This is a genomic window from Duganella sp. AC237 (genome assembly GCF_979254035.1).
This window is the reverse complement of record NZ_CEEDEW010000003.1, coordinates 1,357,484-1,379,851: the sequence shown is the minus strand read 5'-3', so window position 1 is coordinate 1,379,851 and position 22,368 is coordinate 1,357,484. Positions and strand designations below refer to the sequence as shown.

Genomic DNA, 22,368 nt, shown 5'->3' with positions numbered 1-22,368 from the left:
CAGCCTCATCGCGCAGGTGGGCCGGCCGAAAAGGTCCGCTGCTCCTTGAGACGAAAAAAAATCAACGATGCCCGGAAGACATCGTTGATTTCTCAGTGGTCGGGCCGCGTGGCCCGGATGCCTGCTTTATGCCTGCTTGCGGCGGCGCGCCATGAAGCCGAGCAGACCCAGGCCGGCCATCAGCATGGCGTAGGTTTCCGGTTCCGGCACGGCGCCGGCGAAGGTGTTGATATGGATCTCGGCGCGCGAATCGAGGTTGTTGACGTAGACGCCACCTTCGATGTTGGCGTTGTTGATCAGATCGGCGTTGACGGCCAGGATCGAGCCGCCGAACTCGGCGTTGATGGTCAGGTCGGTCGCGTTGTAGAAGTTCCAGATGACCTTCTGGCCGGCTTCACGTGCGCTACCGCCCAGGAAGTTATCGTTGATCACGGCCGAGGTGATGCCGGTGTTCATGTAGACCGAGGTGGCGCCGTTGAAGTTGAAGCTGAATTCGTGCACCAGATTCTGGTTGAACAGCGTGCTTTCGATGCCGGTCAAATCAAACACCGCCGCGCCCTGGCTGTTGACCTTGGCGTTGAAAGTGGCCTTGCCCGAATCGATGACGACACTGCTGCCGGTCGACGTAAACGTTTTCATCGTATTGGACAGATGGCCCAGCACCTGGCCCATGTCGGTCGACGTCGCGGCGGCCGAGTTGGTCGCCTGCAGGCTGCCGGCCGCTACGGAGTTGAGCTTGGTCACGTTGACGTTGCCGCCGTTGGTGCTGCCCTGGACGTAGACGCTGCCGTTGCCGTTGTAGCTGGTGTTGATCGAGTTGCCGTAGATCGCGCTGCTGCCGTTGTTGACGATGGAATCGACAACGTTGCCGTAGACCACGGCGCCCTTGTCGGTGACCTGGGTGTTGCTCATGGCTGGCTGGCCGGCGGTGACGCCGACGCCCCTGACCGTCACCGCTGCGTAATCGGACGCGCGGATGTCTTGCGGATGCATGCCCAGCACGGCACCATTGCCCTGCATCGAACCGGTCACATAGGTGCGGCCGTCGACGTGCGAGCTGGACTTCATGTTGCCCAAGGTAACAACGTTGAACTGTTCAAAAATCTGCTGCTGGCTCAGCGAACCGGCCTGTGCGGGAGCGGCGAAGATGGCGGCGATGGCCAGCGTGCTCAGTGCGAAATAACGGGACATTAAATTTCCTTAGTTTAAGAATAAATGGCCGCTTGGCGGCACGCATATTACCGATGAACAATTCAGTTGCACGGAGTATACCACTCTTAATTGCCAATATCACATATGTTTTTGTTTTTTCTTAACAAATTTTTGTTGTGATCAGATCCATGTTTGATGTTCCACAACACCGGCGCCGTCGAAACCTGCGCCTGCTCCCGCCCGCCGTTCGTCGGCGGTTAGCGCCGGTCAAGCCGCCCAAACCGCAGTTGATCGGAATCCCTCCCGGCGCCGGCGCCCTTTTGCTACAGTGGTCATATCGCAACACACTATGGAGACCCAGCATGCGCAAGCCGACCACCGATTCCCTGTCCCACCTGCTCGACGAGATTTTCGCCACCAGCATGCACATGCTGCGCCGCGCGGTGCGCCTGATCGGCGCCATGCCGCCGTCCGCGCTGCTGGGCGCGGCGCTCGCGCTGGCGCTGATCCTGGCCATCCTGCCGATGGCGATCGTGCTGTTCGCCGCCTTCATGCTGGTCAAGCTGGCGGTGCTGGGCTGCGTGATGGCCAAGCGCCGCCAACGGCTGCGCAAGGAGCGCCTGCAATGAAAAAATCGCGGCTGGCCAAGGCCGGCTACGACAATGCCAAAAGCCTGCTCGACATCGTGCGCGAGATCGGCGAAACGGCCGCCACCCTGTGGTGGCGCTTCTTCGACTGGCTGGCGCAGGTCGAGTGGCGCAAGCTGATCATCATCTGGCTGCTGCTGTTGATCCTCGGCCTGACGCCGTTCGGCCTGCCCAAGCAGACGGTCGGCTTCATCCTGCTGTCGCTGGGCCTGAAGGTGCTGGCCGGCGGCAAGCGCAAGGCCGAGCTGGAGGCGCGCGACGCCACCAGCCACGCCGACGAGGAAGGCCTGGAGCGGCGGCTGGTGGAAGCGCGCATGGCAGCGCTGCAGGCGCAGGTCGAGCCGCACTTTTTGTTCAACACCCTGGCACTGATCGGCCAGTTGATCGAGACCGATCCGCCGCAGGCGGCGCGCATCCACCAGAACCTGATCGACTACCTGCGCGCCACCCTGCCGCAGATGCGCGCCAAGGGCGCCGGCACGCTGGGACGGCAGATCGAGATGTCGCGCGCCTATCTGGCCATCATGCAGGCGCGCATGCGCGCGCGGCTGGCCGTCTCGGTCGACGTGCCGGACCACATGCTCAGCGCCACCTTCCCGGTGATGATGCTGCAGATCCTGATCGAGAACGCCATCAAGCACGGCCTGGAGCCCAAGATCGACGGCGGCCGCATCGACATCCGCGCCAACGTCGACGGCCAGATGCTGCAGGTCGACGTCATCGACGATGGCATCGGCTTCAACGTCCACGCCGGCGACGGCCTGGGACTGGCGAACGTGCGCGAACGCCTGCGCATCCTGTACGGCCAACGCGCGCAATTGGTGATCGAGGCGCCGCTGACGGGCGGCACCCGCGCCAGCATCCGGGTGCCATACGCGCCCGACATTTTTGCCGGCGGGGTCAAATGAACCTTCCCATGAATCCGCACACGAATTTTTCAACGACTGCGCCGCCGCGCCGCGCCACCGCGCTGATCGCCGACGACGAGGAACCGATGCGCGACCAACTGCGCAGCCGCCTGCGCGAAGCGTGGCCGGGGCTGGAGATCGTGGCCGAAGCGGCCAACGGCATCGAGGCCGTGGCGCTGGCCGGCCAGCACCAGCCGGACATCGTCTTCCTCGACATCCGCATGCCCGGCCTGTCCGGCATCGAGGCGGCGCGCATGCTGTTCAACCGCTGCCACCTGGTGTTCGTGACGGCCTACGACCAGTACGCGATCGAGGCGTTCGAACAGGGCGCGCTCGACTACCTGCTCAAACCGGCCGGCGGCGAGCGGCTCAAGACCACCTGCGCGCGGCTGCAAACGCTGATCGGCCGGCAGCCGTCCAGCATAGAGCGCCAGCTGGGCGCGCTGCTGGCGGCCCAGGGCAAACCGGCACGCCCCGATCCGGCCAAGCCCGCATACCTGCGCTGGATCCAGGCGGTGGTCGGCGCCAACCTGCGCATGATCAGCACGCGCGAAGTGCTGTTCTTCCGCGCCGACGAAAAATACACCCGCGTCCAGACCGAGCAGTCCGAGGTATTGATACGCAAGACACTCAAGGAGCTGGCCGACGAGCTGGACCCGGACGAATTCTGGCGCATCCACCGCTCGACGCTGGTGCGGGTGGACGCCATCGAGGGCGTCACGCGCGACCTGCGCGGCCGGCAGATGGTCAAGATCAGGAACTTCTCCGAGCAGTTGGAGGTCAGCCGGGGCAACACCCACCTGTTCCAGCAGATGTGAGGATTTGTGATTTTCCCCTGAGCGCTATCAAAATATACTTTCTTTTCCCGGCCTGTTTGCATCAGCACGGCGAACCGACCGCGCGGAAAATCGATCGAATCTGTTCCATCGACAGAACGGGGAGAAAAGAATGTCCAGCATACCCAAGCAAACCCTCTGCACCGTAGTACCCTGCATGCGCTACCGCGACGCGCCGGCCGCCATCACCTGGCTGTGCGACACCTTCGGCTTCGAACCGCAACTGGTCGTCCCCAACGAGGACGGCACCATCGCCCACGCCCAGCTCTCGTTCGGCAACAGCATGATCATGCTCGGTTCGGTGTTCGACACCGAATTCGGCAGGTTGATGAAGCAGCCCGCCGAAGTCGGCCACTTCGTCACGCAAAGCACCTACCTGGTGGTCAACGACGCCGACCTGGTGTACGGCCGCGCGCTGGAAGCCGGCGCCAAAATCCTGTTGGATATCAAAGACGAAGATTACGGCGGCCGGGGCTTCACCTGCCGCGACCCCGAAGGCCACGTATGGAGCATCGGCACCTACGATCCACAAGGCTGAGCGCCCGCCCCGGCCACGCCGTCAGCCCTGCGTCAACGCGTCGATCAGCGCCCGGTCGGCGACCTGCGTGGGATGAATGCGGATGATGTCGCTGTACAGCGGCGGCATCGCGGCGCAGATGGCATCGAGCTCCGCCTGCGCGATGGCCGGAACCACATACTGTAACTGCCTCGGATTGTTGGCCGGCAGCGGCCCTTCCATCGTCGAGCCGTAGGCGCCGAGATTCATGAAGCTGACCGCGCCGGCGTCCGGCCCCCTGGCGAAAACCAGGGTGCCGTCCTTCGGGTGGCCCAGATAGCGGCGCACCTCCTCCTGCCGTTCCGGCGCGGCGCCCGCCATCAACTTGTAGCGCAGTTGCGCGTAGGCGCGCGTGGCTTCCATGAAGGCGCTACGGATGCCCGATTGCGTCATCCTGCCGTGCATGCACAGCAGCAGATTGCCGAACGAATCGAGCAGCGCGACGGCGTCGCCTTCGCCACCGCCGCCATGTTCGCGGTCGCGCGCCATCGTCTGTAACAGGAACGGCGCCAGGCCCGCGTCGGGCTTGAGCGGCGCGCAGCGGTAGGTCAGCGCGTCCGGATAGACCTGCTTCAGGGCCAGCGCGATGGCGTGGTCGGGCGCCAAGGTGGCGGGATCGCGCAGCTGTTCCGCAGGCGGATCGGTCTGGAACAAACGCATCACCTCATCGGATGTCGCCTCGAACACCAGCGCGCACAAGGCCTGCGTCGGTTCCGATATGGTCTTACCGATGAAGAAGGACTTGGGCGTGGCGCCGGAAGCGGCGCGCGCATACAGCGACGAGCCCAAAATCGCCGGATAGCTGAAGGTGGATGCGGCTTGCGCGCGCAGCGCCTGCGGCAGCGCGCCGAAGCCGGCGCTGATATCGTGGTCGATGCCGGCTTCGCGGTCAGGCGCGGCCACCACCACATTAAAGCCGCCGGCCAGTATCGCGCCGCTGCACATGCAGCACGGATCGAGCGAAGTGACGATGGTGATGTCCTGCGGCGGCGGCAGGTCGCGGCCCTTGGCCCGTTCGGCGTAGTACCAGTCGATCAACTGGCGCTCGCCGTGGGCGGTGGGATCGAAAATCAAACCCTGCTTGACGACGTTGTTGTGCAGCGATTGCAGCACGTTACCATGCTGGTCCAGCATCAGGCCACCGACGCCGAAGGTGCCCTGCGTCTTGGCGGCGATCGCCTCGGCCGCCGCGATCGCGACGGCCGCCTGCACGTCGATCGTCTTCTTGAGGGCCAAAGCGATTACTTCTTCAGATCGGCGCGGCCGAAACCGTTCGGCAGCTGGGCGGCGGCCGTGGTCTCGAAGATGTCGCCTTTCAGGTTGGTCAACAACACCGGCAGCTCGTCGCCGCCCAGTTCCAGGATCACCTGGCGGCAGGCGCCGCACGGGGCGATCGGGCCGTCGGTCTCGCCGATGACGACCAGCTGGTCGAAATCACCCGGCTTGTAGCCGTGCGCGAAGGCGCTGAAGAAGGCGGTGCGCTCGGCGCAGTTGCACAAGCCGTAGGCCGCGTTCTCCACGTTACAGCCGTGGAAAACCTTGCCGTCGCTGGTCAGCAACGCGGCGCCGACCTTGAAGTTGGAGTAAGGCGTGTAAGCCTTCAGCCGCGCGGCGGCGGCTTCGGCGATCAGTTCGTTTTTGTTCATCAGTGTCTCCGCTTATGGACGAATTGTGCGATAGACTACAGGGTTGGCCGTCGGCGCGATGTCGCCGATCCGGTAAGCCGCCTGGATCTCGCGCACCGCCTGCTCGGCCGCTTCCTGGCTGCGCGCATGCACCATCGCCAGCGGCTGGCCGGCTTCGATCTTGTCGCCCAGGCCCGCCAGTTGCGTCAGACCGACGGCGAAGTCGATCGGATCGGCCGCGCGGCGACGTCCGCCGCCCAGGCTCACCACCGCCAGGCCGATGCCGCGGCAGTCGGTGGTCGAGGCGTAGCCGGACTTCAGGGACGGCACCGGGATGACGATCGGCGCCTGCTCCAGATGCTTGTCCGGATTTTCCATCAAGTCGGCCGGGCCGCCCAGCGCCACCACCATGCGCGCGAAGCGCTCGGCGGCCGAACCGTTGTCCAGGCAAGCCTGCAGCTTGGCGCGCGCTTCGGTTTCGTTGGCGGCCAGTTTGCCCAACACCAGCATCTCGGCGCACAGCGCCATCGTCACTTCGTGCAGACGCGCCGGACGCGACACGCCCGTCAGGTAATCCATTGCGCCGCGCACTTCCAGGGCATTGCCGGCGTATGGCGCCAGCGATTCGTTCATGTCGGTCAGGATGGCCGACGTCATCATGCCGGCGCCGTTGCCGACCTTGACGATGCTGTCCGCCAGCTCGACCGACTTGTCGTAGGTCGGCATGAAGGCGCCGCTACCGGCCTTCACGTCCATGACCAGCGCGTCCAGGCCGGCCGACAGCTTCTTCGACAGGATGGAGCCGGTGATCATCGCCACCGATTCCACGGTGGCGGTGACATCGCGCACGCCGTAGAAGATCTTGTCCGACGGCGCCAGCGACGAGGTCTGGCCGATGATGGCGACGCCGACTTCCTTGACGACCTTGCGGAACAGGGTGTTGTCCGGCACCGTGGTGTAGCCGGGGATGGAATCGAATTTGTCCAGCGTGCCGCCGGTGTGGCCCAGGCCACGGCCGGAGATCATCGGCACGAAACCGCCGCACGCAGCGATCATGGGGCCGAGCAGCAGCGAGACGACGTCGCCGACGCCGCCGGTCGAATGCTTGTCGACCACGGGGCCCGGCAGGTCCAGCGAGCGCCAGTCCAGCACTTCGCCGGAGTCGCGCATGGCCAGCGTGAAGGCCACGCGTTCGTCCATGGTCATATCGTTGAAGAACACGGCCATCGCCAGCGCCGCGATCTGGCCTTCGGTCACGCGATTGCTGGTGATGCCACCGACGAAGAACTGGATCTCTTCGGCGCTCAGCACGCCGCCGTCACGCTTTTTGCGTATGATCTCTTGAGGTAAAAACATGCGATTCTCCGCGTTGAGTATTAGGTATTAAGAAGGACGCCGGCGGCTCACAAATGGCGGATTACGGCGTTACGCTTAATCCGCCCTACGTCTATCCATGGCATGGCCGCGTCCCGTTCGCAGATACACGTAGGGCGGATTAGCGAAGCGTAATCCGCCATCTGCGCGCTGTCGGCGCTCAATTAAACGCCGTAAGGTATCCAGACATTCTTGACTTGCGAGGCATGCGCCAGCACCGCGCGGCCGCCGCTTTGGGCCGTACTATACCAGTCGCGCCCTTTCGCGCCGCCCACCCAGGTGCGCTTCAGCGAACCGGCCGACAGGCGTTCCACCTCGGCGCAACCCTCGGCCGAACCGTCATGACGCCACACCGCATCGATATCCGAATGCGTCGCCAGCGTGCGCGCCAACTCGTCGGCCGAACCGGTGACGATATTGATCACGCCATCCGGCAGATCCGACGTATCGAGCACCTGATACAAATCGGTGGCCGACAGCGGATGCGCTTCCGACGGCACCACGACCACGCGGTTGCCCAGCGCGATCGCCGGCGCCACCAGCGAGATGAAGCCCAACAAAGGCGCCTCGTTCGGGCAGACGATGCCGATCACGCCAACCGGCTCGTTCAACGCGACGGTCACGCCGTGCATCGGCGGCTGGTGCGCCAGGCCATCGTACTTGTCGGCCCATGCGGCGTAGTAGAACAGACGCTCGATCGACGCTTGCACTTCCTTCTCGGCGTTCTTGGTGCCGGTCATCGCGGCGATACGCGCCGCGAATTCCTCGCCGCGCGCGGCCAGGTTCTCGGCGATGTAGTACAGCACCTGCGCGCGGTTGTGGGATGTGGCCTCCGACCAGCCGCCGGCCTTGTGCGCCGCTTCCACCGCGTTGCGGATGTCCTTGCGGCTGCCCTCGCCCACTTCGGCGATGAAGGCGCCGTCGGCGCCATGCACCGGACGGCTGTAGGCGCCGTCGGGGCGCGCCTGCTTGCCGCCGATGTACATCTTGGCGGTGCGGTCGATGGCGAATGCACCTGCGGCCGGCGCTGCCGCCTTGGCCTTCTGTTTCGCCTCGACCAGCGGCGCGGCCGGACGCGCATCCTCCGACAGCGCGGTCATGTACTCGTACATGCCTTCACGGCCGCCCTCGCGGCCGAAGCCCGATTCGCGGTAGCCGCCGAAGCCGCAAGCGGCGTCGAACTGGTTGGCGGTGTTAATCCACACCACGCCAGCCTTGATCTGCGGCGCGACGTCCAGCGCCAGCGAGATGTTCTCGGTCCACACGCAGGCGGCCAGGCCGTAGACGGTGTTGTTCGCCAGTTGCACGGCTTCCGGCGGAGTGCGGAAGCTCATCGCCACCAGCACCGGGCCGAAGATCTCGGCCTGCGCCACGGCCGCGGAAGTGGACGCGCCGGTGATCAGGGTCGGCGGGTACCACGAACCGTTGGCCGGAATCTCGCATGCAGGCTGATAGACCTCGCAACCTTCGGCGCGGGCCGATTCCACCAGGCCGGCGATGCGCTGCTGCTGCACCGGATCGACCAGCGCGCCGATGTCGATCGACTTGTCCAGCGGCGAACCGAGGGTCAGCTTGTCCATGCGCGCGCGCAGCTTGGCGAGAAACTTGTCCTGCACCGATTCCTGCACCAGCAGGCGCGAACCGGCACAGCAAACCTGTCCCTGGTTGAACCAGATCGAATCGACCAAGCCTTCGACGGCGGCATCCAGATCGGCGTCGTCGAACACGATGAACGGCGACTTGCCGCCCAACTCCAGCGACAGCTTCTTGCCGCTGCCGGCGGTGGCGATGCGGATCAGGCGCCCCACTTCGGTCGAACCGGTGAAGGCGACTTTGTCGATGCCCGCATGGTTGACGATCGCCTCGCCCACACGGCCATCGCCGGTGACGATATTGACCACGCCGGCGGGCACGCCGGCCTGCACGCAGATCTCGGCGAACAGCATCGCCGTCAGCGACGTGAACTCGGCCGGCTTGAAGACGATGGTGTTACCGGCCGCCATGGCGGGAGCGATTTTCCACGACAGCATCAGCAGCGGGAAATTCCACGGCACGATCTGACCGACCACGCCAACGGCGCGGTAGTCGGCGAATTCCTCTGCCTGCAATTGCGCCCAGCCGGCGTGATAGTAGAAGTGGCGCGCGGCCAGCGGCAGATCGACATCGCGCGTTTCGCGGATGGTCTTGCCGTTGTCCAGCGTCTCGAGCACCGCGAACAGGCGCGCGTGCTTTTGCAGCAGGCGCGCCAGCGAGTACATGACTTTTGCGCGGCCGTGGCCACCCAAGGCCTGCCAGCCCGGCTGCGCGCGGCGCGCGGCTTCAACGGCGCGATCGACGTCGGCGCCGGTGGCCTGCGTCAGGTCGGCCAGCTTGCCGGCGTCGGCCGGATTGGTCGAGGCGAAAAGTTCGCCCGGCTCGCTCCACGCGTTGTCGATGAACAGACCGAAGGTGCGGCCGTGCTGCTCCAACCACGCTTGCGCTTCTTTTTGGCTTTCGGGTGCTGGGCCGTATTCCATGGTATTCAGGATCTCTTTGATAGATGGCATGACGTGGTCCGTATTAAGGTTGTGCGTGGCGATGAGCGGCCGAGTAGTTCCCGGTCACATAGTGCTCAAGCTGACGCTCGATGTCGGTCAGCAGGCTGGATGCGCCGATGCGGAACAGGTGCGGCTCCAGCCACTCGTTGCCCAGCTCCTCCTTCATCAGGGTCAGGTACTGCAGCGCGGCCTTGGCCGTGCCGACGCCGCCCGCCGGCTTGTAGCCGATCTTGAAGCCGGTCTGCTCGTAATAGTCGCGGATCGCCCGCACCATCGTCAGCGAGACGGGAATCGTCGCGTTGACCGGCTCCTTGCCGGTCGAGGTCTTGATGAAGTCCGCGCCGGCCATCATGCAGACCCACGACGCCTTGGCCACGTTTTCCAGGGTGACCAGTTCACCGGTCGCCAGGATCGCCTTCACGTGCGCTTCGCCGCAAGCCTGGCGGTACGCCACCATCTCGTCATACAGCGCCTGCCAGTTACCCGTCAACACGTGTTGGCGGGTGATGACGATATCGATTTCGCTGGCGCCGGCGGCGACCGACAATTCGATCTCGCGCACCTTGGTTTCCATGCTGGTCAAACCGGCCGGGAAGCCGGTCGACACGGCGGCGATCGGCAGGCGGCCTTGCAGCACCTGCAACGCCGGCTTGATCATCTCGTGGTACACGCAGACGGCGCCGGTGGCCAGCTTGACGTCCTGCAGGCCCAATGCCTCGACCAGGTCCGAACGCAGCGGACGCATGGCCTTCATGCACAGGCGCTCGACGCGGCCCGGGGTATCGTCGCCGGACAAGGTGGTCAGGTCGATCAGGCCGATGGCCTTGACCAGCCACGCGGCCTGGTATTCCTTCTTGACGGTGCGGCGGTTGGCCAGACTGACGGCGCGACGGTCGGCCGCGCTCTTGTTGATATGGATATGGTTGATCCAGCCCAGGTCCAGCGGGACCGCTTCATTACGTTTGAAATCAGTAATTACGTTCATAACAGATTGCTTCCGTGGGAAAGTGGTTTCACGCCGAGGTGATGGGCCAGCGTCTGGCCGATGTCGGAGAAGGTTTCGGAGATAGGCAGCTGCTGCGCCTTCACGCCCGGACCGAAGAAGATCATCGGAATGTGCTCGCGGGTGTGGTCGGAGCCAGGCCAGGTCGGATCGCAGCCATGGTCGGCGGTGATCACCACCAGGTCGCCCTCTTTGAGCTGGGAGATGAATTCCGGCAGGCGCGCGTCCATCTCGTGCAGCGCGTTCGAGTAGCCGGTAACGTCGCGGCGGTGGCCGAAGGCCTGGTCGAAGTCGACGAAGTTCACGAACGTCAGCGACTTGTCGCCGGCTTCCTGTTCGACCTTCATCAGCGCGTCGAACAGCGCCATGTTGTCCTTGCCCTTGACCACGCGCGATACGCCCTGGGTGGCGAAGATATCGCTGATCTTGCCGAGGGCGATGACTTCGCCGCCATCGTTCTTGACGTGGTCCAGCAAGGTCGGCGCCGGCGGCGCCACGGCGTAATCATGACGGTTGGTGGTGCGGGTGTAGTTGCCGTTGGCGCCCGTGAACGGACGCGCGATCACGCGGCCGATGTTGTAAGGCTCGACCAGTTTGAAGGCGATCTCGCACACTTCGTACAGGCGCTCCAGGCCGAACGACTCCTCGTGCGCGGCGATCTGCAGCACCGAGTCGGCCGAGGTGTAGATAATCAGCTTGCCGGTGGCGACGTGTTCATCGCCATGCTTGTTGATGATTTCCGTGCCGGAGGCGTGGCAGTCGCCCAGGAAGCCCGGCACGCCGGTCAGCTCCTGCAGCTTTTGGGTCAGCTCGGCGGGGAACGACGGCACCGTCTTCGGGAAGTAGCCCCAGTCGAATTCCACCGGCACGCCGGCGATTTCCCAGTGGCCGGACTGCGTGTCCTTGCCGGTCGAGCGCTCGCGCGCGGCGCCGTAGGCGGCGGTGAAGCCGTCGCGCTGCGCGAAGCCCTCGGCCCACTGGCCGCTGGCGGCATGGGCGGCGGCGGCCAGGCCCAGTTTTTCCATCGTCGGCAACGACATCGGCTTGCCGGCCTTGGCGGCCCAGGCGGCGATGTGGCCGAAGGTATTGGCGCCGACATCATTGTATTTGGCTGCGTCGGGCGTGGCGCCCAGACCGAAGGAGTCAAGCAGCAGGATAAATGCGCGTTTCATAGTGTGCTCCAAAAAGCAAAAAAGGCGGCTTAGCCGCCCTTCGGGTTCTTACGCCTGCGGTGTTTTGGCCACGTTGGCCAGGAAGCCGAGGATGACTTCAATCAGCGACGTCGCGGCGATGGCCGCATACTTCAAGGTCTGCTCGTGCGACAGCGGGAACGGCGACAAGCCCTCGGCCAGATTGGTGACAGCCGAAACGCCAACCACCTTCAAACCGCAATGACGCGCCGACACTACTTCCGGCACCACCGACATGCCGACGACATCGGCGCCCAGCATCTTGAAGGCGCGGATTTCTGCCGGGGTTTCGAAGTTCGGACCGGCGTAGGCGATGTAAACGCCCTGGTGCAGGGTCACATTCTTCTCTTCGGCGGACTTCAACAGCAGCGCGCGCAGGTCGGCGTCGTAGGCGTTGGCCATGCTGAAGAAACGCGGACCGAAACGTTCGTCGTTGGGGCCCATCATCGGCGTGCCGGGCATGAAGTTGATATGGTCGGTCAGCGCGACCAGCGCGCCGGCGTCGACTTCGGTGCGCAGCGAACCGGCGGCGTTGGTCACGAACAGCATCTCGCAGCCCAGCAGCTTCATGGTGCGCACGGCGCTCGTCATCACGCCCAGGCCATAGCCTTCGTAAACGTGGCCACGGCCCTTCATGCACACCACCGCCACCCCGGACAAGGTGCCGATCACCAGTTCACCGGCGTGACCGTGCACGGTGCTGATCGGGAAGCCAGGCAATTCGTTGAAGCTGATGGTGACCGCGTCGGTCATCTGCTCGGCCAGCACGCCCAGGCCGGAACCCAGGATCATGGCGACGCGCGGCTTGAAATCGGCGGGAATGCGCGCGCGGATGATTTCGGCGGCCTGGAATGGGGAGTTATTCGACATGGTTATCCTCTGTTTTTATAGATGACGCGCTGCGGGCCGTAGGTTGGCCGATTGAAGTTTTACTGCGGATACTGACACTATGCATCATTCCCTATATGTATGGCAAATACCATTTTTCTTCCGCATTTATACAAAACCCGTATAAATCAGGGGTATTATCAGTGCCTGTCAACTGAGCAGGCGCAGCCTCTTACGCCTTGATTGACCATTAACAACCAAATGTTTATTATATCGGACAAATGTTTTAAGGCCGACCGTGAACGATATTTCTAAAAAAGAACAGCTCTACGAGTTGATCCGCGCCAACCCATTCATCTCCCAGCAGGATCTGGCGGTCGGGCTGCGCCTGTCGCGCTCGGCCGTGGCCGGCCACATCGCCAGCCTGATCCGCGAGCGCCGTCTGCTGGGCCGCGCCTACGTGCTGCCCGATAAACGCCCCGTGCTGTGCATCGGCGCGGCCAACCTGGACCGCAAACTGCGCAGCATCGCCGCCATGCAGCTGGGGACGTCCAATCCGGCCACCGCCGAGGAAGTCTACGGCGGCGTGGCACGCAACATCGCCGAGAACCTGGCGCGCCTGAATCTGCCGACCGCGCTGCTGACCGCCCTGGGCGACGACGGCGCCGGGCGCGCGCTGCGCGACCACGCGGAAACCGCCGGCATCGACATGCGCGGCTCGCTGAACCTGACCGACACCGCCACCGGCACCTACACCGCCATCCTCGACGAGCGCGGAGAGCTGGTGGTGGCGCTGGCCGACATGGCGCTGTACGACCGCATGACACCGGAGTTCCTGGCCAACCGGCTGCCGCAGCGCGCCGCCGCGTCGATGACGGTGGCGGACCTGAACCTGCCGGCCGACAGCGTCAGCGCGCTGCTCGATGGCGCCCGCGCCGACAATGTGCCGCTGATATTGGTGGCCGTGTCGCAGCCGAAGATGGCGCGCCTGCCGGCCGACCTGACCGGCCTGCGCCTGCTGATACTCAATCGCGGCGAACTCGAAACGCTGGCCGACCGCGCGCTGCCGACGGAGGCCGACGTGCGCGTGGCCTGCCGCGCGGTGCTGGCGCGCGGCGCCCGGGATGTCATCGTCACCTGCGGCGGCCAGGGCGTGTTCCACACCCGCGACGGGGAGCTGGTATGGCTGGCCGCCCAGGAGGTGGACGTGGTCGACGTCACCGGCGCCGGCGACGCCTTTTCGGCCGCGGTCTGCTGGTCGCTGTACCAGGGCAGCCAGGATCTGACCCTGGCCTGCCGGCGCGGCCTGAAGGTGGCCGCGATGACGCTGGAAAGCCACGAGACGGTATCGCCCATGCTGGCCGCCGACATCCTCGACGAGATCCAGGATTTCTATCCCACGCCGACCGCCCCGATGCCGCCGGTTTATTCGAGCTTCGAGCCTCCCCTCTTCCCCCATAAGGACTGACCCATGCACCAATTCCTCCTGTTCTCGCCCGAAGTGGCCGCCGCCCGCGCCGCCGGCAAACCGATCGTCGCGCTGGAGTCGACCATCATCTCGCACGGCATGCCGTACCCGCAAAACGTACAGATGGCGCGCGAAGTCGAGCAAATCATCCGCGACGGCGGCGCCGTGCCGGCCACCATCGCCGTCATGGGCGGCAAGATCTGCATCGGCCTGTCGGACGAGCAGCTCGAATTGCTGGGCACCTCACCCGAGGCGATGAAGGTCAGCCGCCGCGACCTGGCCTACGTGCTGGCGCAATCGAAACTGGGCGCCACCACCGTGGCGGCGACGATGATCTGCGCGGCACTGGCGGACATCCAGGTGTTTGTCACCGGCGGCATCGGCGGCGTGCACCGGGGTGCGGAAACCAGCTTCGATATCTCGGCCGACCTGCAGGAACTGGCGCGTACCTCGGTGGCGGTGGTATGCGCGGGCGTCAAATCGATCCTCGACATCGGCCTGACGCTGGAATACCTGGAGACGCACGGCGTGCCGGTGGTCAGCGTCGGCCAGCGCGGCTTCCCCGCCTTCTTCACGCGCGAGAGCGGCTTCAACGCCGACTTCCAGCTCGATACCCCGGCCGAACAGGCGGCCTTCATCCAGACCAAGTGGCAGCTGGGCCTGGCGGGCGGCATCGTCGTCAGCAATCCGGTGCCGGAAGCGGAAGCGATGCCGAACGCGGAGATCGACGCCATCACCCTCCAGGCGCTGGGCGAAGCGGACGCGCAAGGCGTCACCGGCAAGAACGTCACGCCGTTCCTGCTCGGCCGCATCAAGCAGCTGACGGAGGGCCGCAGCCTGGCCACCAACATCGCGCTGGTGAAGAACAACGCCCGCTGCGGCGCCGCGCTGGCCTGCGCCATGCAGTCGCACTAATCGAGATTCCCGACACCAGGCCCGCCATGTCCATCGATCTGAAACAACTGAGGTACTTCCTGGCCGTCGCCGAGGAAAAGAGCTTTAGCCGCGCCGCCGAACGCCTGCACATCTCGCAGCCGCCACTGAGCCAGCAGATCATGAAACTGGAGAGCGAGCTCGGTGTCAAACTGTTCGCCCGCACCACCCGCACCTTCGAGCTGACGGTGGCCGGCAAGGCGCTCATGAGCGAGGCGTCCGAGCTGCTGGCGAAGATGCGCATGACGATCGACACCATCCGCCAGATCGACCGCGGCGAAGTGGGACGCCTGCGGGTGGGCATCGTCGGCTCGGCGATGTGGGGACCGATCCCCAGTTTGCTGGAAGAATTCCAGACCAAGTTCCCGCGCGTGACGTGGACCCTGCACGAACTGGGGCCGACCTTGCAGTACGAGGCGCTGCGCGCCAAGCAGGTGGACGTCGGTTTCTGGCGAGAGCCCAAGCTCGACGAGGATGACCTGAAGCAGGACAACCTGCGCCAGGAGCCGTGCTTCCGCGAGGACGTGTGCGTGGCCATCAACGAGCACCACCCGCTGGCGAAAGAGGAGTCGATCGAGTTGATGGACATCGCCGACGAACCGATGCTCACGCTGGCGCTCGACAAATCCTCGTTCCCCCGCTATCTGATCCAGTGCTGCGTGAAGGCAGGCTTCCAGCCGACGATTTTCCAGGAAGCGTCCGAGCCGCAAACCTTGCTGGCGATGGTGGGCGCGGGCCTGGGCGTGGCGCTGCTGCCCGAGACCACCAGCCGTATCGGCTGGCCTGGTGTGGTGTTCCTGCCGATCCGCAGCAACCCGCCGTCGGCCAATCTGTACATCACCTACACCACGCTGGACGACGCGCCGGTGGTGCGGGCGTTCCTGAACATCCTCAATCCTTCGAAGCCGGCTTAGTTGATCGGCCTAGTTGATCGTATCGAACGACGCGACGACGTCGACAAGCTGCTGCCGCACCCAGATATGGGCGGGGTCGCGTTGAAAGCGCTCGTGCCAGATCATCGCCGGCGACAAAGGCACAACCTCCAGCGGCAGATCGAGCAACGCGAGCGGCAGCCTTTGCGCGAGCAGGCGCGCCAGGCGGCTTGGCAGGGTGAGTATCATGTCGCTGTCGGCCACCAGCATCGCACCGGCCAGAAAGTGCGGAACGCGCAGCGCGACGTGGCGGCCGAGCCCCAGCGCCGACAGCGCGACGTCGACCGCGCTTTCCCCAGTCCCTGAAATGGTCACGGCAATGTGGCGCAAGGTCGCATAACGCTCCAGACGAAGTCCGTCCGCCACCGTCGGGTGGCCAGACCTGACCACGCACACCAGCCGATCGGCGTAAAGGCCGCGCCGATGCAAACTGCCGGGCAGCGCCTGGAAAACGCCCAGCGCCAAATCCGCGCCGCCCTGCTCGATCAGCCGAACGTTGTCCCCGGCCGGCGGCGCGATATGGAGGCTGAGCGCAGGCGCATCACGCTCGAAGCGGGCGGTCAACCCGGCGAGGACCGTCATGCTCAGATGGTCGTGGGCGGCGATTGTGATGCGCCCTGTCGCGGAGGCGGGATTGAAGACGGCAGGCGAGACGATGCCCCGGGCATCCTCGAGGAGCTTGGCCACCGGCCCCGCCAGCGTCGCGCCGCGCGGCGTCAGCTCCAGTCCCAGCCTGCCGCGCACCACCAGGCGATCGCCCAGCATCGTGCGCAGCCGGCCCAGCGCGCGGCTGGCGGCCGGTTGGCTCAATCCCAGGTGCAGGCCCGCCTGGGTCACGCTCCGCTCCCGAACCAGCGCCTCGAACAGCTTTAACAGATTGAGATCGACCGTCGATAAATCCAGTTGGTGCATGTTGACCATGACTTTCATGCCATTGATGTATGTCGGGGCATCATCCACCATTCCGGTTCATCTGAATAGGAGATTTTTATATGACTGCTTCCACCCCTCTTCCCTACGTGGTATTCGGCGTGACGGGCCGCACCGGCGCCGCCACCGCCGATGCGCTGTTGCGCGCCGGCGATCCGGTGCGCGTGGTGGTGCGCGACCCGGCCAAGGGCCGGCCGTGGGCCGAACGCGGCGCGGAGGTTGCCGTGGCCGACCTGACAGACCTGGCATCGATGACCAGGGCGCTCAGCCGGGCGCGGGGCGCCTATGTCGTCAGTCCACAGCAGTACGGCCGTGAAGACCTGTTCGAGAGGGCCGCCTTGATCGCCGATACCACGGCGCGCGCCGCTGTGGCGGCGGACGTGCCCAGGCTAGTGGCGCTGTCCTCGGTGGGTGCCGACCGTGAAAGTGGAACCGGATGGATCGGGATGAACCGCATGTTCGAGCAGCGGTTGGGCGACGCCGGAGTGGCCGCGATCTTCCTGCGCGCGGCCTACTTCATGGAGAATTGGATGCCTATGGTGGGACAGGCCATGCGCAGCGGCACCCTGCCGACGTTCCTGTCGCCCCCAGAGCGCGCGCTACCGATGGTGGCGACGGCCGATGTGGGTAGCACTGCGGCGGCATTGCTAAGACAAGACAGCACTGGAACGTCCGTCGCCACCCTCGCGGGTCCAAAAGACTACACGCCGAATGAAGTCGCGACCATTATTTCAGCCACGCTTCGGAAGCCTGTCGGCGTGGCGGCCCTGCCCCAGGCAGAATGGCCCAAAGCGCTGGCGGATGCCGGATTCTCAGCGGCCGCCCTGGCCGGTTTCACCGAAATGACCCGTGGCCTGAATAGCGCGCATATCGACATCAAGAGCGATCCCACCGCGCTCGCATGGACAGGAACGACGGCGCTCGAACAAGTCATCGTCGAACTGGTACAGCGTCAGCGATAAAGCTTGCTGCGGTTAGTGCGTCACGCCACCCGCCGCGCGCACATCGACAGTGTGCGCGAGCGTGGTGCGGATGGCGATGCGCAGGCCTTCGACCATGTCGTCGAGCCGCATGCTGGCCGAACCCGGATGCGAAGCCGCCTGCTGCGGCAGATAAGGAATATGGATAAAGCCGGCGCGCATGGTCGTGCCCCACTCGCTGGCCTGGTGCATCAAGCCGTAGAACACGTGGTTGCAAACGAAGGTGCCGGCGCTTTGCGACACCGACGACGGCAGGCCGGCATCGCGCAGCGCCTGCACGATCGCCTTGATCGGCAACGTGGAGAAGTAGGCGGCGGGACCGCCGGTGACGATGGGCTGGTCGACGATCTGGCGCATCTGGTTGTCCGCGATGGGCGCGTCGTCAACGTTGATGGCGACGCGTTCGATCGACAGGTCGACGCGGCCGCCGGCCTGGCCGACTGCGATCACGATACTCGGCTGCAGTTCCTCCACCGCCTGGTGCATCGCCTTCTTCGCCTGTCCGAACACGCAAGGCAATTGGCGCGCATGCACGACGAAGTCCCCTTCATGCCAGCCCTGCAGGGCGCGTACCGCTTCCCAGGAAGGGTTGATCGTCTCCTGATTGAAGGGTTCGAAACCCGTCAACAATATGATCTTTTTCATCCGCTTTGACTCCCAACTTCACTACCAGATCGCTACTCTAACCTAAATGATTGTCGTTTACATGTTCAGAAGAAAATACAGTAGTGCAATATTAGCAAGCAATAGCGGCAGCGCCGTCGCCACCTGGATTTTGACCACCGCGTTTTTGTCGGGCAGCTCCAGCAACGCCGCCGGCACGATGTTGAAGTTCGCCGCCATTGGCGTCATCAAGGTGCCGCAGTAGGCGCTGAACATGCCGATAGCCGCCATAACTGCGGGGTTAGCGTGGTACACCCCCACCAGCACCGGGATGCCGACGCCGCCGGCGATCACCGGGAAGGCGGCGAAGCCGTTGCCCATGATGATGGTGAACAGCGCCATGCCGATGCAGTACACCGCCACCGCCACCAGCTTCACATCCATGTTGATGTACGACGTCACCACGTGCGCCACGGCCTTGCCCATGCCCGCCTCGGTGAACAACAAGCCAAGCACCGCCAGCATGTGCGGCAGCACAACCGCCCAGCCCAGATGGTCGACCAGCCGGCGCGACTCGCGCATCGCCTGCAGCGGCGTGGCGCGCGTCAGCCAGCACGCGGTGGCGACGGCGAACAGCGAACCGCATCCGAGGCTGACCAGGGTCGTGTTCTTCGGGTCGAGCAGGAACAGGCCGTCGAATTTTACGTCCTTCAGCAAGGTCGAACCGATCATCGTCGTGATTGGGATGACCAGCGCGGGGATCAGCAGCTTGTGGCCGAGCCGCTGCGCGCTGTCGCGGCGCTGCTCGGGCGAGCGCTCGCCGTAACGTCCCAGCGTGACGCCGCCGAAGCCTGCGATCAGCGCCATCACCACCATCAGCGCGCCCGCCGCCACCGGCGACAGCCAATCGCCGGCGAGATACACCACCGCGTACAAGGCCCAGAACAGCGCGCTGGAATAGCGCTTGGGATTGTGGGGGTCGCGCAGCGCCATGACGGCGATCATCAGCAGCATCGCGCCCAGCACCAGGTAGAAAAAGTCGAGCTTGAGTATCATGGCTGGCCCTTCATCATCGCGCGGGCGATGTGGGCGTCGAGCCGGTGCAGCCGCCAGGAGTGGATGATGAAGGCCGTCACCGCCGTCGGGATGCCCCACATCGCGATATGCAGCGGATCGACCTCGATGCCCTCGCCGCGCAGGATGGTTTGCATCAGCACGATGGCGCCGAAGGCCACGAACACGTCCTCGCCGAAGAACAGGCCGACGTTGTCGGTGGCGGCGGACATGGCGCGGATGCGGTGGCGCAGCGCGTCGGTCAGCGCCGGGTAGCGGTTCTCGGCCGCGCCCTCGGCCATCGGCGCGATCAGCGGGCGCACCATGTTCGGATGGCCGCCGATGCTGGTCAGGCCGAAGGCCGCGGTGATCTCGCGGATCGCCAGATAGACGATCAGCAGGCGTCCGGTGGTGGCCGACTTGATGCGCGCGATCGACGCCTGCGCGTGCTCCTTCAAACCGTAGCGTTCCAGCAGGCCGATGGCCGCCAGCGGCAGCAGCAAAATCAGCGGCAGGTTGCGCGTCTTGATGAAGGCCGCGCCGAGTACCGCCAGCAGATGCTCGACGTCCATCGACGCGGCCAGGCCGGTGACGAAGCAGGCGGCGATCACCACCAGCACCGGGTGCGCGCGCAGCGCGAAACCAAGAATGATAACGGCCACGCCAAGCAGCGGCCAAAGATTGACGGTTTGATTCAAGGCAGGCTCCGGGACAAAACGAATCGCAGCATATTAACCTGTGACGGGCCCGGCTAGTTCGTTAGTGTCTTCAGGAACCGGGCTCGTTGCCATTCAACTTCCGCAACAACCCCGCAAGCAGGCCGATCTCGTCAACAGTCCAGGCCGCCAGGCGCTGCTCATAGCGGACGCCCTTGTTGACCAAGGCCTTGCTCATCCTGGACCGGGTCAGGGCCGTCAGGGCATAAACGGTCGCCCTGGCATCCAGCGGATCGGCATGGGAAGCAAGAAGTCCGCCCTGCTCGAGCTGCTTCAACGACCGGCTCAACGCACTGCGGTCCATCGCCAGTCCCGCCGCGATGTGGGTCGAGCGCGTGGCGCCTGCGCCGTGCAGCCACTGAACGATTTGAAAACCGGTACTGGAAAGCGGCGGATCGAACAGCGCGGCGGTTTCATTGGCGAACGCGCGCGCCTCCGCCAGCAGACAGTTGAGTTCCTTGCCTAGCGCCTCAAGCTTGCGGGCCCGGGCTTCGGCGCCCCCGGCACTGCCGTCATTTTTAATCATTATTTAGTGTGCAAAAGTCCATTAAAATGCTACCATAAATTTTTGTATGCACTGGAACCAGCTTGTTCAACACCATCATTCTAACCGGGGGCACCAATGGCCTTGGCCGTCTTGCGGCGCGCTCCCTCGCGTCGCCGGGCCTGCGGCTTGTGCTGGTAGCGCGCGACGAATCGAAAGCCGCCGCCTTATGCCGCGAGTTGTCCATGGCGCAGCCAGAGGGGCGCTACGACTATGTGATCGCCGACTTCTCACGCCTGGAAACCGTGGCCGCCGCCGGGCTGGAGATATCGCGCCGCTATCCGTGTATCGACGTCTTGATCAACAACGCCGGCATCCATGCCTTCTCCCAGCGCGTGACGGCCGACGGCTTTTCCGAAATGGTATCGGCGAACTATCTGGCGCCATGGCTGCTGACGGCCCACTTGCGCCATGCGCTGATCGCGGGCGGTCCGGCGCGCATCGTGACGGTCGGCTCACAAGCCTCGCGCGGTGTGCGGCGCCTCGATCCCCCGCAGGACTTGCGCGATACCCGGCCGTTTTCACGCCGTGGCTCCTCCACCATTTACGCGAAGACCAAGCTGATGAACATCATGTTCAGCGCGGAACTGGCGCGCCATCTTGCCGGAACGGGCGTGGTCGCGAATTGCCTTGATCCCGGCTTCAACGTCACGGGCCTCGGTCGCGAGCTGCCTGGCGCGGCTTTGCTGGAGCGCGCGTTGATGTTTCTTAAAATCGGCGATCCCCGGCGGGGTGCCGCGATCATCGTGCGGCTGGCGACGCAACCGGCGTTCCAGCAGCTCACCGGCGGCTACTTCTCCCGCGATGGCCTGTCCCTGCCGATACCGGCCGCCGGCAACGAGCGAACACAAGCCGAACTGTGGGACGCGACCGAGCGCCTGCTGACGCCGTTCGACCGGACGCTTGAGATCGGCCGTTCCCCATGACGCCGGAACGGCTTGCCCGGCCTACTCGATCGGCACGCTCAGCCCGACCTTCACGCGGTCCATGGCGACCAACGTCTTGAAGCGCTTGACGTTGTTACTCCCGAAGAACAGCGTGCGCGTCAGCTGGTTGTACTGGTCCATGTCCTTCACGGCAAGCACCAGCACGAAGTCCCATTCGCCGGCCACGTAATAGCACTGCTGCACTTGGGGACATCCGGCGTACGTACGCTTCATCCCGTCCAGCATATCGATCTGTTCGCTTTCGACTTCCACGGTGGCGATGATCGACAGCCCGTAACCGACCGCGCCCGGGGCCACGATGGCGGTGGGCGGCAGGATGGCGCCGATGTCGGTGAGCCGCCGTAGGCGCCGGTTGACTGCCGCCGCCGATAGATTGACGCGCGCGCCAAGTTCGTTTTGCGGCAGCGCCGCGTCGAGTTGGATCTCCGCAAGGATCTTGCGGTCGTAGGCGTCGAGTTTTACCGTCATGGATTTTTCGTTAATCGGCACTTAATTTGCAATGACATTGCGTCTTAACCTCAAATACTAAGCCACTTTTCCACTCCTTTGTGAATAAAATTCCATACACGCCGCGCCGCATCCGACGCGCCCCTTCACGAACACCAT

Annotated in this window: 23 protein-coding genes; 9 read left to right on the top strand and 14 right to left on the bottom strand. The window is 64.6% G+C overall.

Annotated elements, in window-relative coordinates:
• Positions 1–126: 126 nt before the first annotated feature.
• A complete protein-coding gene (locus tag AC0IYS_RS06610; protein ID WP_471704422.1) occupies positions 127–1,191 on the bottom strand; it encodes a collagen-binding domain-containing protein in 1,065 nt (354 codons plus the stop codon).
• A 323-nt stretch (positions 1,192–1,514) separates the two neighbouring features.
• Between AC0IYS_RS06610 and AC0IYS_RS06605 the strand changes: the two genes are divergently transcribed.
• The 4 genes from AC0IYS_RS06605 to AC0IYS_RS06590 all read left to right on the top strand — a co-directional run bounded on the left by AC0IYS_RS06605 (position 1,515) and on the right by AC0IYS_RS06590 (position 4,081).
• Positions 1,515–1,781 (top strand): hypothetical protein, encoded by a 267-nt coding sequence (locus AC0IYS_RS06605; RefSeq protein ID WP_471704421.1) that lies wholly within the window; start codon positions 1,515–1,517, stop codon positions 1,779–1,781.
• Positions 1,778–2,707 carry a sensor histidine kinase gene (locus AC0IYS_RS06600; protein ID WP_471704420.1) on the top strand — a complete coding sequence of 310 codons (930 nt, stop codon included), beginning with the start codon at positions 1,778–1,780 and terminating at the stop codon, positions 2,705–2,707. The genes AC0IYS_RS06605 and AC0IYS_RS06600 overlap by 4 nt, the downstream gene beginning before the upstream one ends.
• A complete protein-coding gene (locus tag AC0IYS_RS06595; protein WP_471704419.1) occupies positions 2,704–3,525 on the top strand; it encodes a LytR/AlgR family response regulator transcription factor in 822 nt (273 codons plus the stop codon). Before AC0IYS_RS06600 ends, AC0IYS_RS06595 begins: the two co-directional genes overlap by 4 nt.
• A gap of 130 nt (positions 3,526–3,655) precedes the next feature.
• The gene (locus AC0IYS_RS06590) at positions 3,656–4,081 is read left to right on the top strand and encodes a VOC family protein (RefSeq protein ID WP_471704418.1); all 426 of its coding nucleotides are present in this window, start codon (positions 3,656–3,658) and stop codon (positions 4,079–4,081) included.
• Positions 4,082–4,102: 21 nt separating this feature from the next.
• Here the strand turns inward: AC0IYS_RS06590 and AC0IYS_RS06585 are convergent, their stop codons facing one another.
• The 7 genes from AC0IYS_RS06585 to xapA all read right to left on the bottom strand — a co-directional run bounded on the left by AC0IYS_RS06585 (position 4,103) and on the right by xapA (position 12,698).
• The gene (locus AC0IYS_RS06585) at positions 4,103–5,335 is read right to left on the bottom strand and encodes a nucleoside deaminase (RefSeq protein WP_471704417.1); all 1,233 of its coding nucleotides are present in this window, start codon (positions 5,333–5,335) and stop codon (positions 4,103–4,105) included.
• 5 nt (positions 5,336–5,340) lie between these two features.
• A complete protein-coding gene (locus AC0IYS_RS06580) occupies positions 5,341–5,745 on the bottom strand; it encodes a cytidine deaminase (RefSeq protein ID WP_471704416.1) in 405 nt (134 codons plus the stop codon).
• 12 nt (positions 5,746–5,757) lie between these two features.
• A complete protein-coding gene (gene deoA, locus AC0IYS_RS06575; protein WP_471704415.1) occupies positions 5,758–7,080 on the bottom strand; it encodes a thymidine phosphorylase in 1,323 nt (440 codons plus the stop codon).
• 182 nt (positions 7,081–7,262) lie between these two features.
• The gene (locus AC0IYS_RS06570) at positions 7,263–9,644 is read right to left on the bottom strand and encodes an aldehyde dehydrogenase family protein (RefSeq protein WP_471704414.1); all 2,382 of its coding nucleotides are present in this window, start codon (positions 9,642–9,644) and stop codon (positions 7,263–7,265) included.
• A gap of 13 nt (positions 9,645–9,657) precedes the next feature.
• Complete coding sequence (deoC, locus tag AC0IYS_RS06565) at positions 9,658–10,620, bottom strand: deoxyribose-phosphate aldolase (RefSeq protein WP_471704413.1); 963 nt, start codon at positions 10,618–10,620, stop codon at positions 9,658–9,660.
• Positions 10,617–11,810: a phosphopentomutase gene (locus AC0IYS_RS06560; protein ID WP_471704412.1), complete on the bottom strand. Its 1,194-nt coding sequence runs from the start codon at positions 11,808–11,810 to the stop codon at positions 10,617–10,619. Before AC0IYS_RS06560 ends, deoC begins: the two co-directional genes overlap by 4 nt.
• Positions 11,811–11,858: 48 nt before the next feature.
• Positions 11,859–12,698: a xanthosine phosphorylase gene (gene xapA, locus AC0IYS_RS06555; protein WP_471704411.1), complete on the bottom strand. Its 840-nt coding sequence runs from the start codon at positions 12,696–12,698 to the stop codon at positions 11,859–11,861.
• Between the two features lie 256 nt (positions 12,699–12,954).
• On the opposite strand from xapA, the gene AC0IYS_RS06550 reads away from it, so the two are divergent.
• The 3 genes from AC0IYS_RS06550 to AC0IYS_RS06540 are packed head-to-tail and all read left to right on the top strand — an operon-like array spanning position 12,955 to position 15,971.
• Positions 12,955–14,124, top strand: a complete 1,170-nt coding sequence (locus AC0IYS_RS06550; protein WP_471704410.1) for a carbohydrate kinase — start codon at positions 12,955–12,957, stop codon at positions 14,122–14,124.
• A gap of 3 nt (positions 14,125–14,127) precedes the next feature.
• Positions 14,128–15,039, top strand: a complete 912-nt coding sequence (locus AC0IYS_RS06545) for a pseudouridine-5'-phosphate glycosidase (RefSeq protein ID WP_471704409.1) — start codon at positions 14,128–14,130, stop codon at positions 15,037–15,039.
• 26 nt (positions 15,040–15,065) lie between these two features.
• Positions 15,066–15,971: a LysR family transcriptional regulator gene (locus AC0IYS_RS06540; protein WP_471704408.1), complete on the top strand. Its 906-nt coding sequence runs from the start codon at positions 15,066–15,068 to the stop codon at positions 15,969–15,971.
• A gap of 9 nt (positions 15,972–15,980) precedes the next feature.
• Here the strand turns inward: AC0IYS_RS06540 and AC0IYS_RS06535 are convergent, their stop codons facing one another.
• Positions 15,981–16,952: a LysR family transcriptional regulator gene (locus AC0IYS_RS06535; protein ID WP_471704407.1), complete on the bottom strand. Its 972-nt coding sequence runs from the start codon at positions 16,950–16,952 to the stop codon at positions 15,981–15,983.
• A 29-nt stretch (positions 16,953–16,981) separates the two neighbouring features.
• Here AC0IYS_RS06535 and AC0IYS_RS06530 point away from each other — a divergent pair, with 29 nt between their 5' ends.
• Positions 16,982–17,881, top strand: a complete 900-nt coding sequence (locus AC0IYS_RS06530; protein WP_471704406.1) for an NmrA family NAD(P)-binding protein — start codon at positions 16,982–16,984, stop codon at positions 17,879–17,881.
• Positions 17,882–17,893: 12 nt separating this feature from the next.
• Here AC0IYS_RS06530 and pcp read toward each other — a convergent pair whose 3' ends face one another.
• The 4 genes from pcp to AC0IYS_RS06510 all read right to left on the bottom strand — a co-directional run bounded on the left by pcp (position 17,894) and on the right by AC0IYS_RS06510 (position 20,797).
• The gene (pcp, locus tag AC0IYS_RS06525) at positions 17,894–18,544 is read right to left on the bottom strand and encodes a pyroglutamyl-peptidase I (RefSeq protein WP_471704405.1); all 651 of its coding nucleotides are present in this window, start codon (positions 18,542–18,544) and stop codon (positions 17,894–17,896) included.
• Positions 18,545–18,601: 57 nt separating this feature from the next.
• A complete protein-coding gene (locus AC0IYS_RS06520; protein WP_471704404.1) occupies positions 18,602–19,558 on the bottom strand; it encodes a DUF979 domain-containing protein in 957 nt (318 codons plus the stop codon).
• Positions 19,555–20,253, bottom strand: a complete 699-nt coding sequence (locus AC0IYS_RS06515; protein WP_471704403.1) for a DUF969 domain-containing protein — start codon at positions 20,251–20,253, stop codon at positions 19,555–19,557. Before AC0IYS_RS06515 ends, AC0IYS_RS06520 begins: the two co-directional genes overlap by 4 nt.
• 70 nt (positions 20,254–20,323) lie before the next feature.
• Positions 20,324–20,797, bottom strand: a complete 474-nt coding sequence (locus AC0IYS_RS06510) for a MarR family winged helix-turn-helix transcriptional regulator (RefSeq protein ID WP_471704402.1) — start codon at positions 20,795–20,797, stop codon at positions 20,324–20,326.
• A gap of 62 nt (positions 20,798–20,859) precedes the next feature.
• Here AC0IYS_RS06510 and AC0IYS_RS06505 point away from each other — a divergent pair, with 62 nt between their 5' ends.
• Positions 20,860–21,741, top strand: a complete 882-nt coding sequence (locus AC0IYS_RS06505; protein WP_471704401.1) for an SDR family NAD(P)-dependent oxidoreductase — start codon at positions 20,860–20,862, stop codon at positions 21,739–21,741.
• Between the two features lie 21 nt (positions 21,742–21,762).
• Here AC0IYS_RS06505 and AC0IYS_RS06500 read toward each other — a convergent pair whose 3' ends face one another.
• Complete coding sequence (locus AC0IYS_RS06500) at positions 21,763–22,230, bottom strand: Lrp/AsnC family transcriptional regulator (RefSeq protein ID WP_471704400.1); 468 nt, start codon at positions 22,228–22,230, stop codon at positions 21,763–21,765.
• Positions 22,231–22,368: the final 138 nt, after the last annotated feature.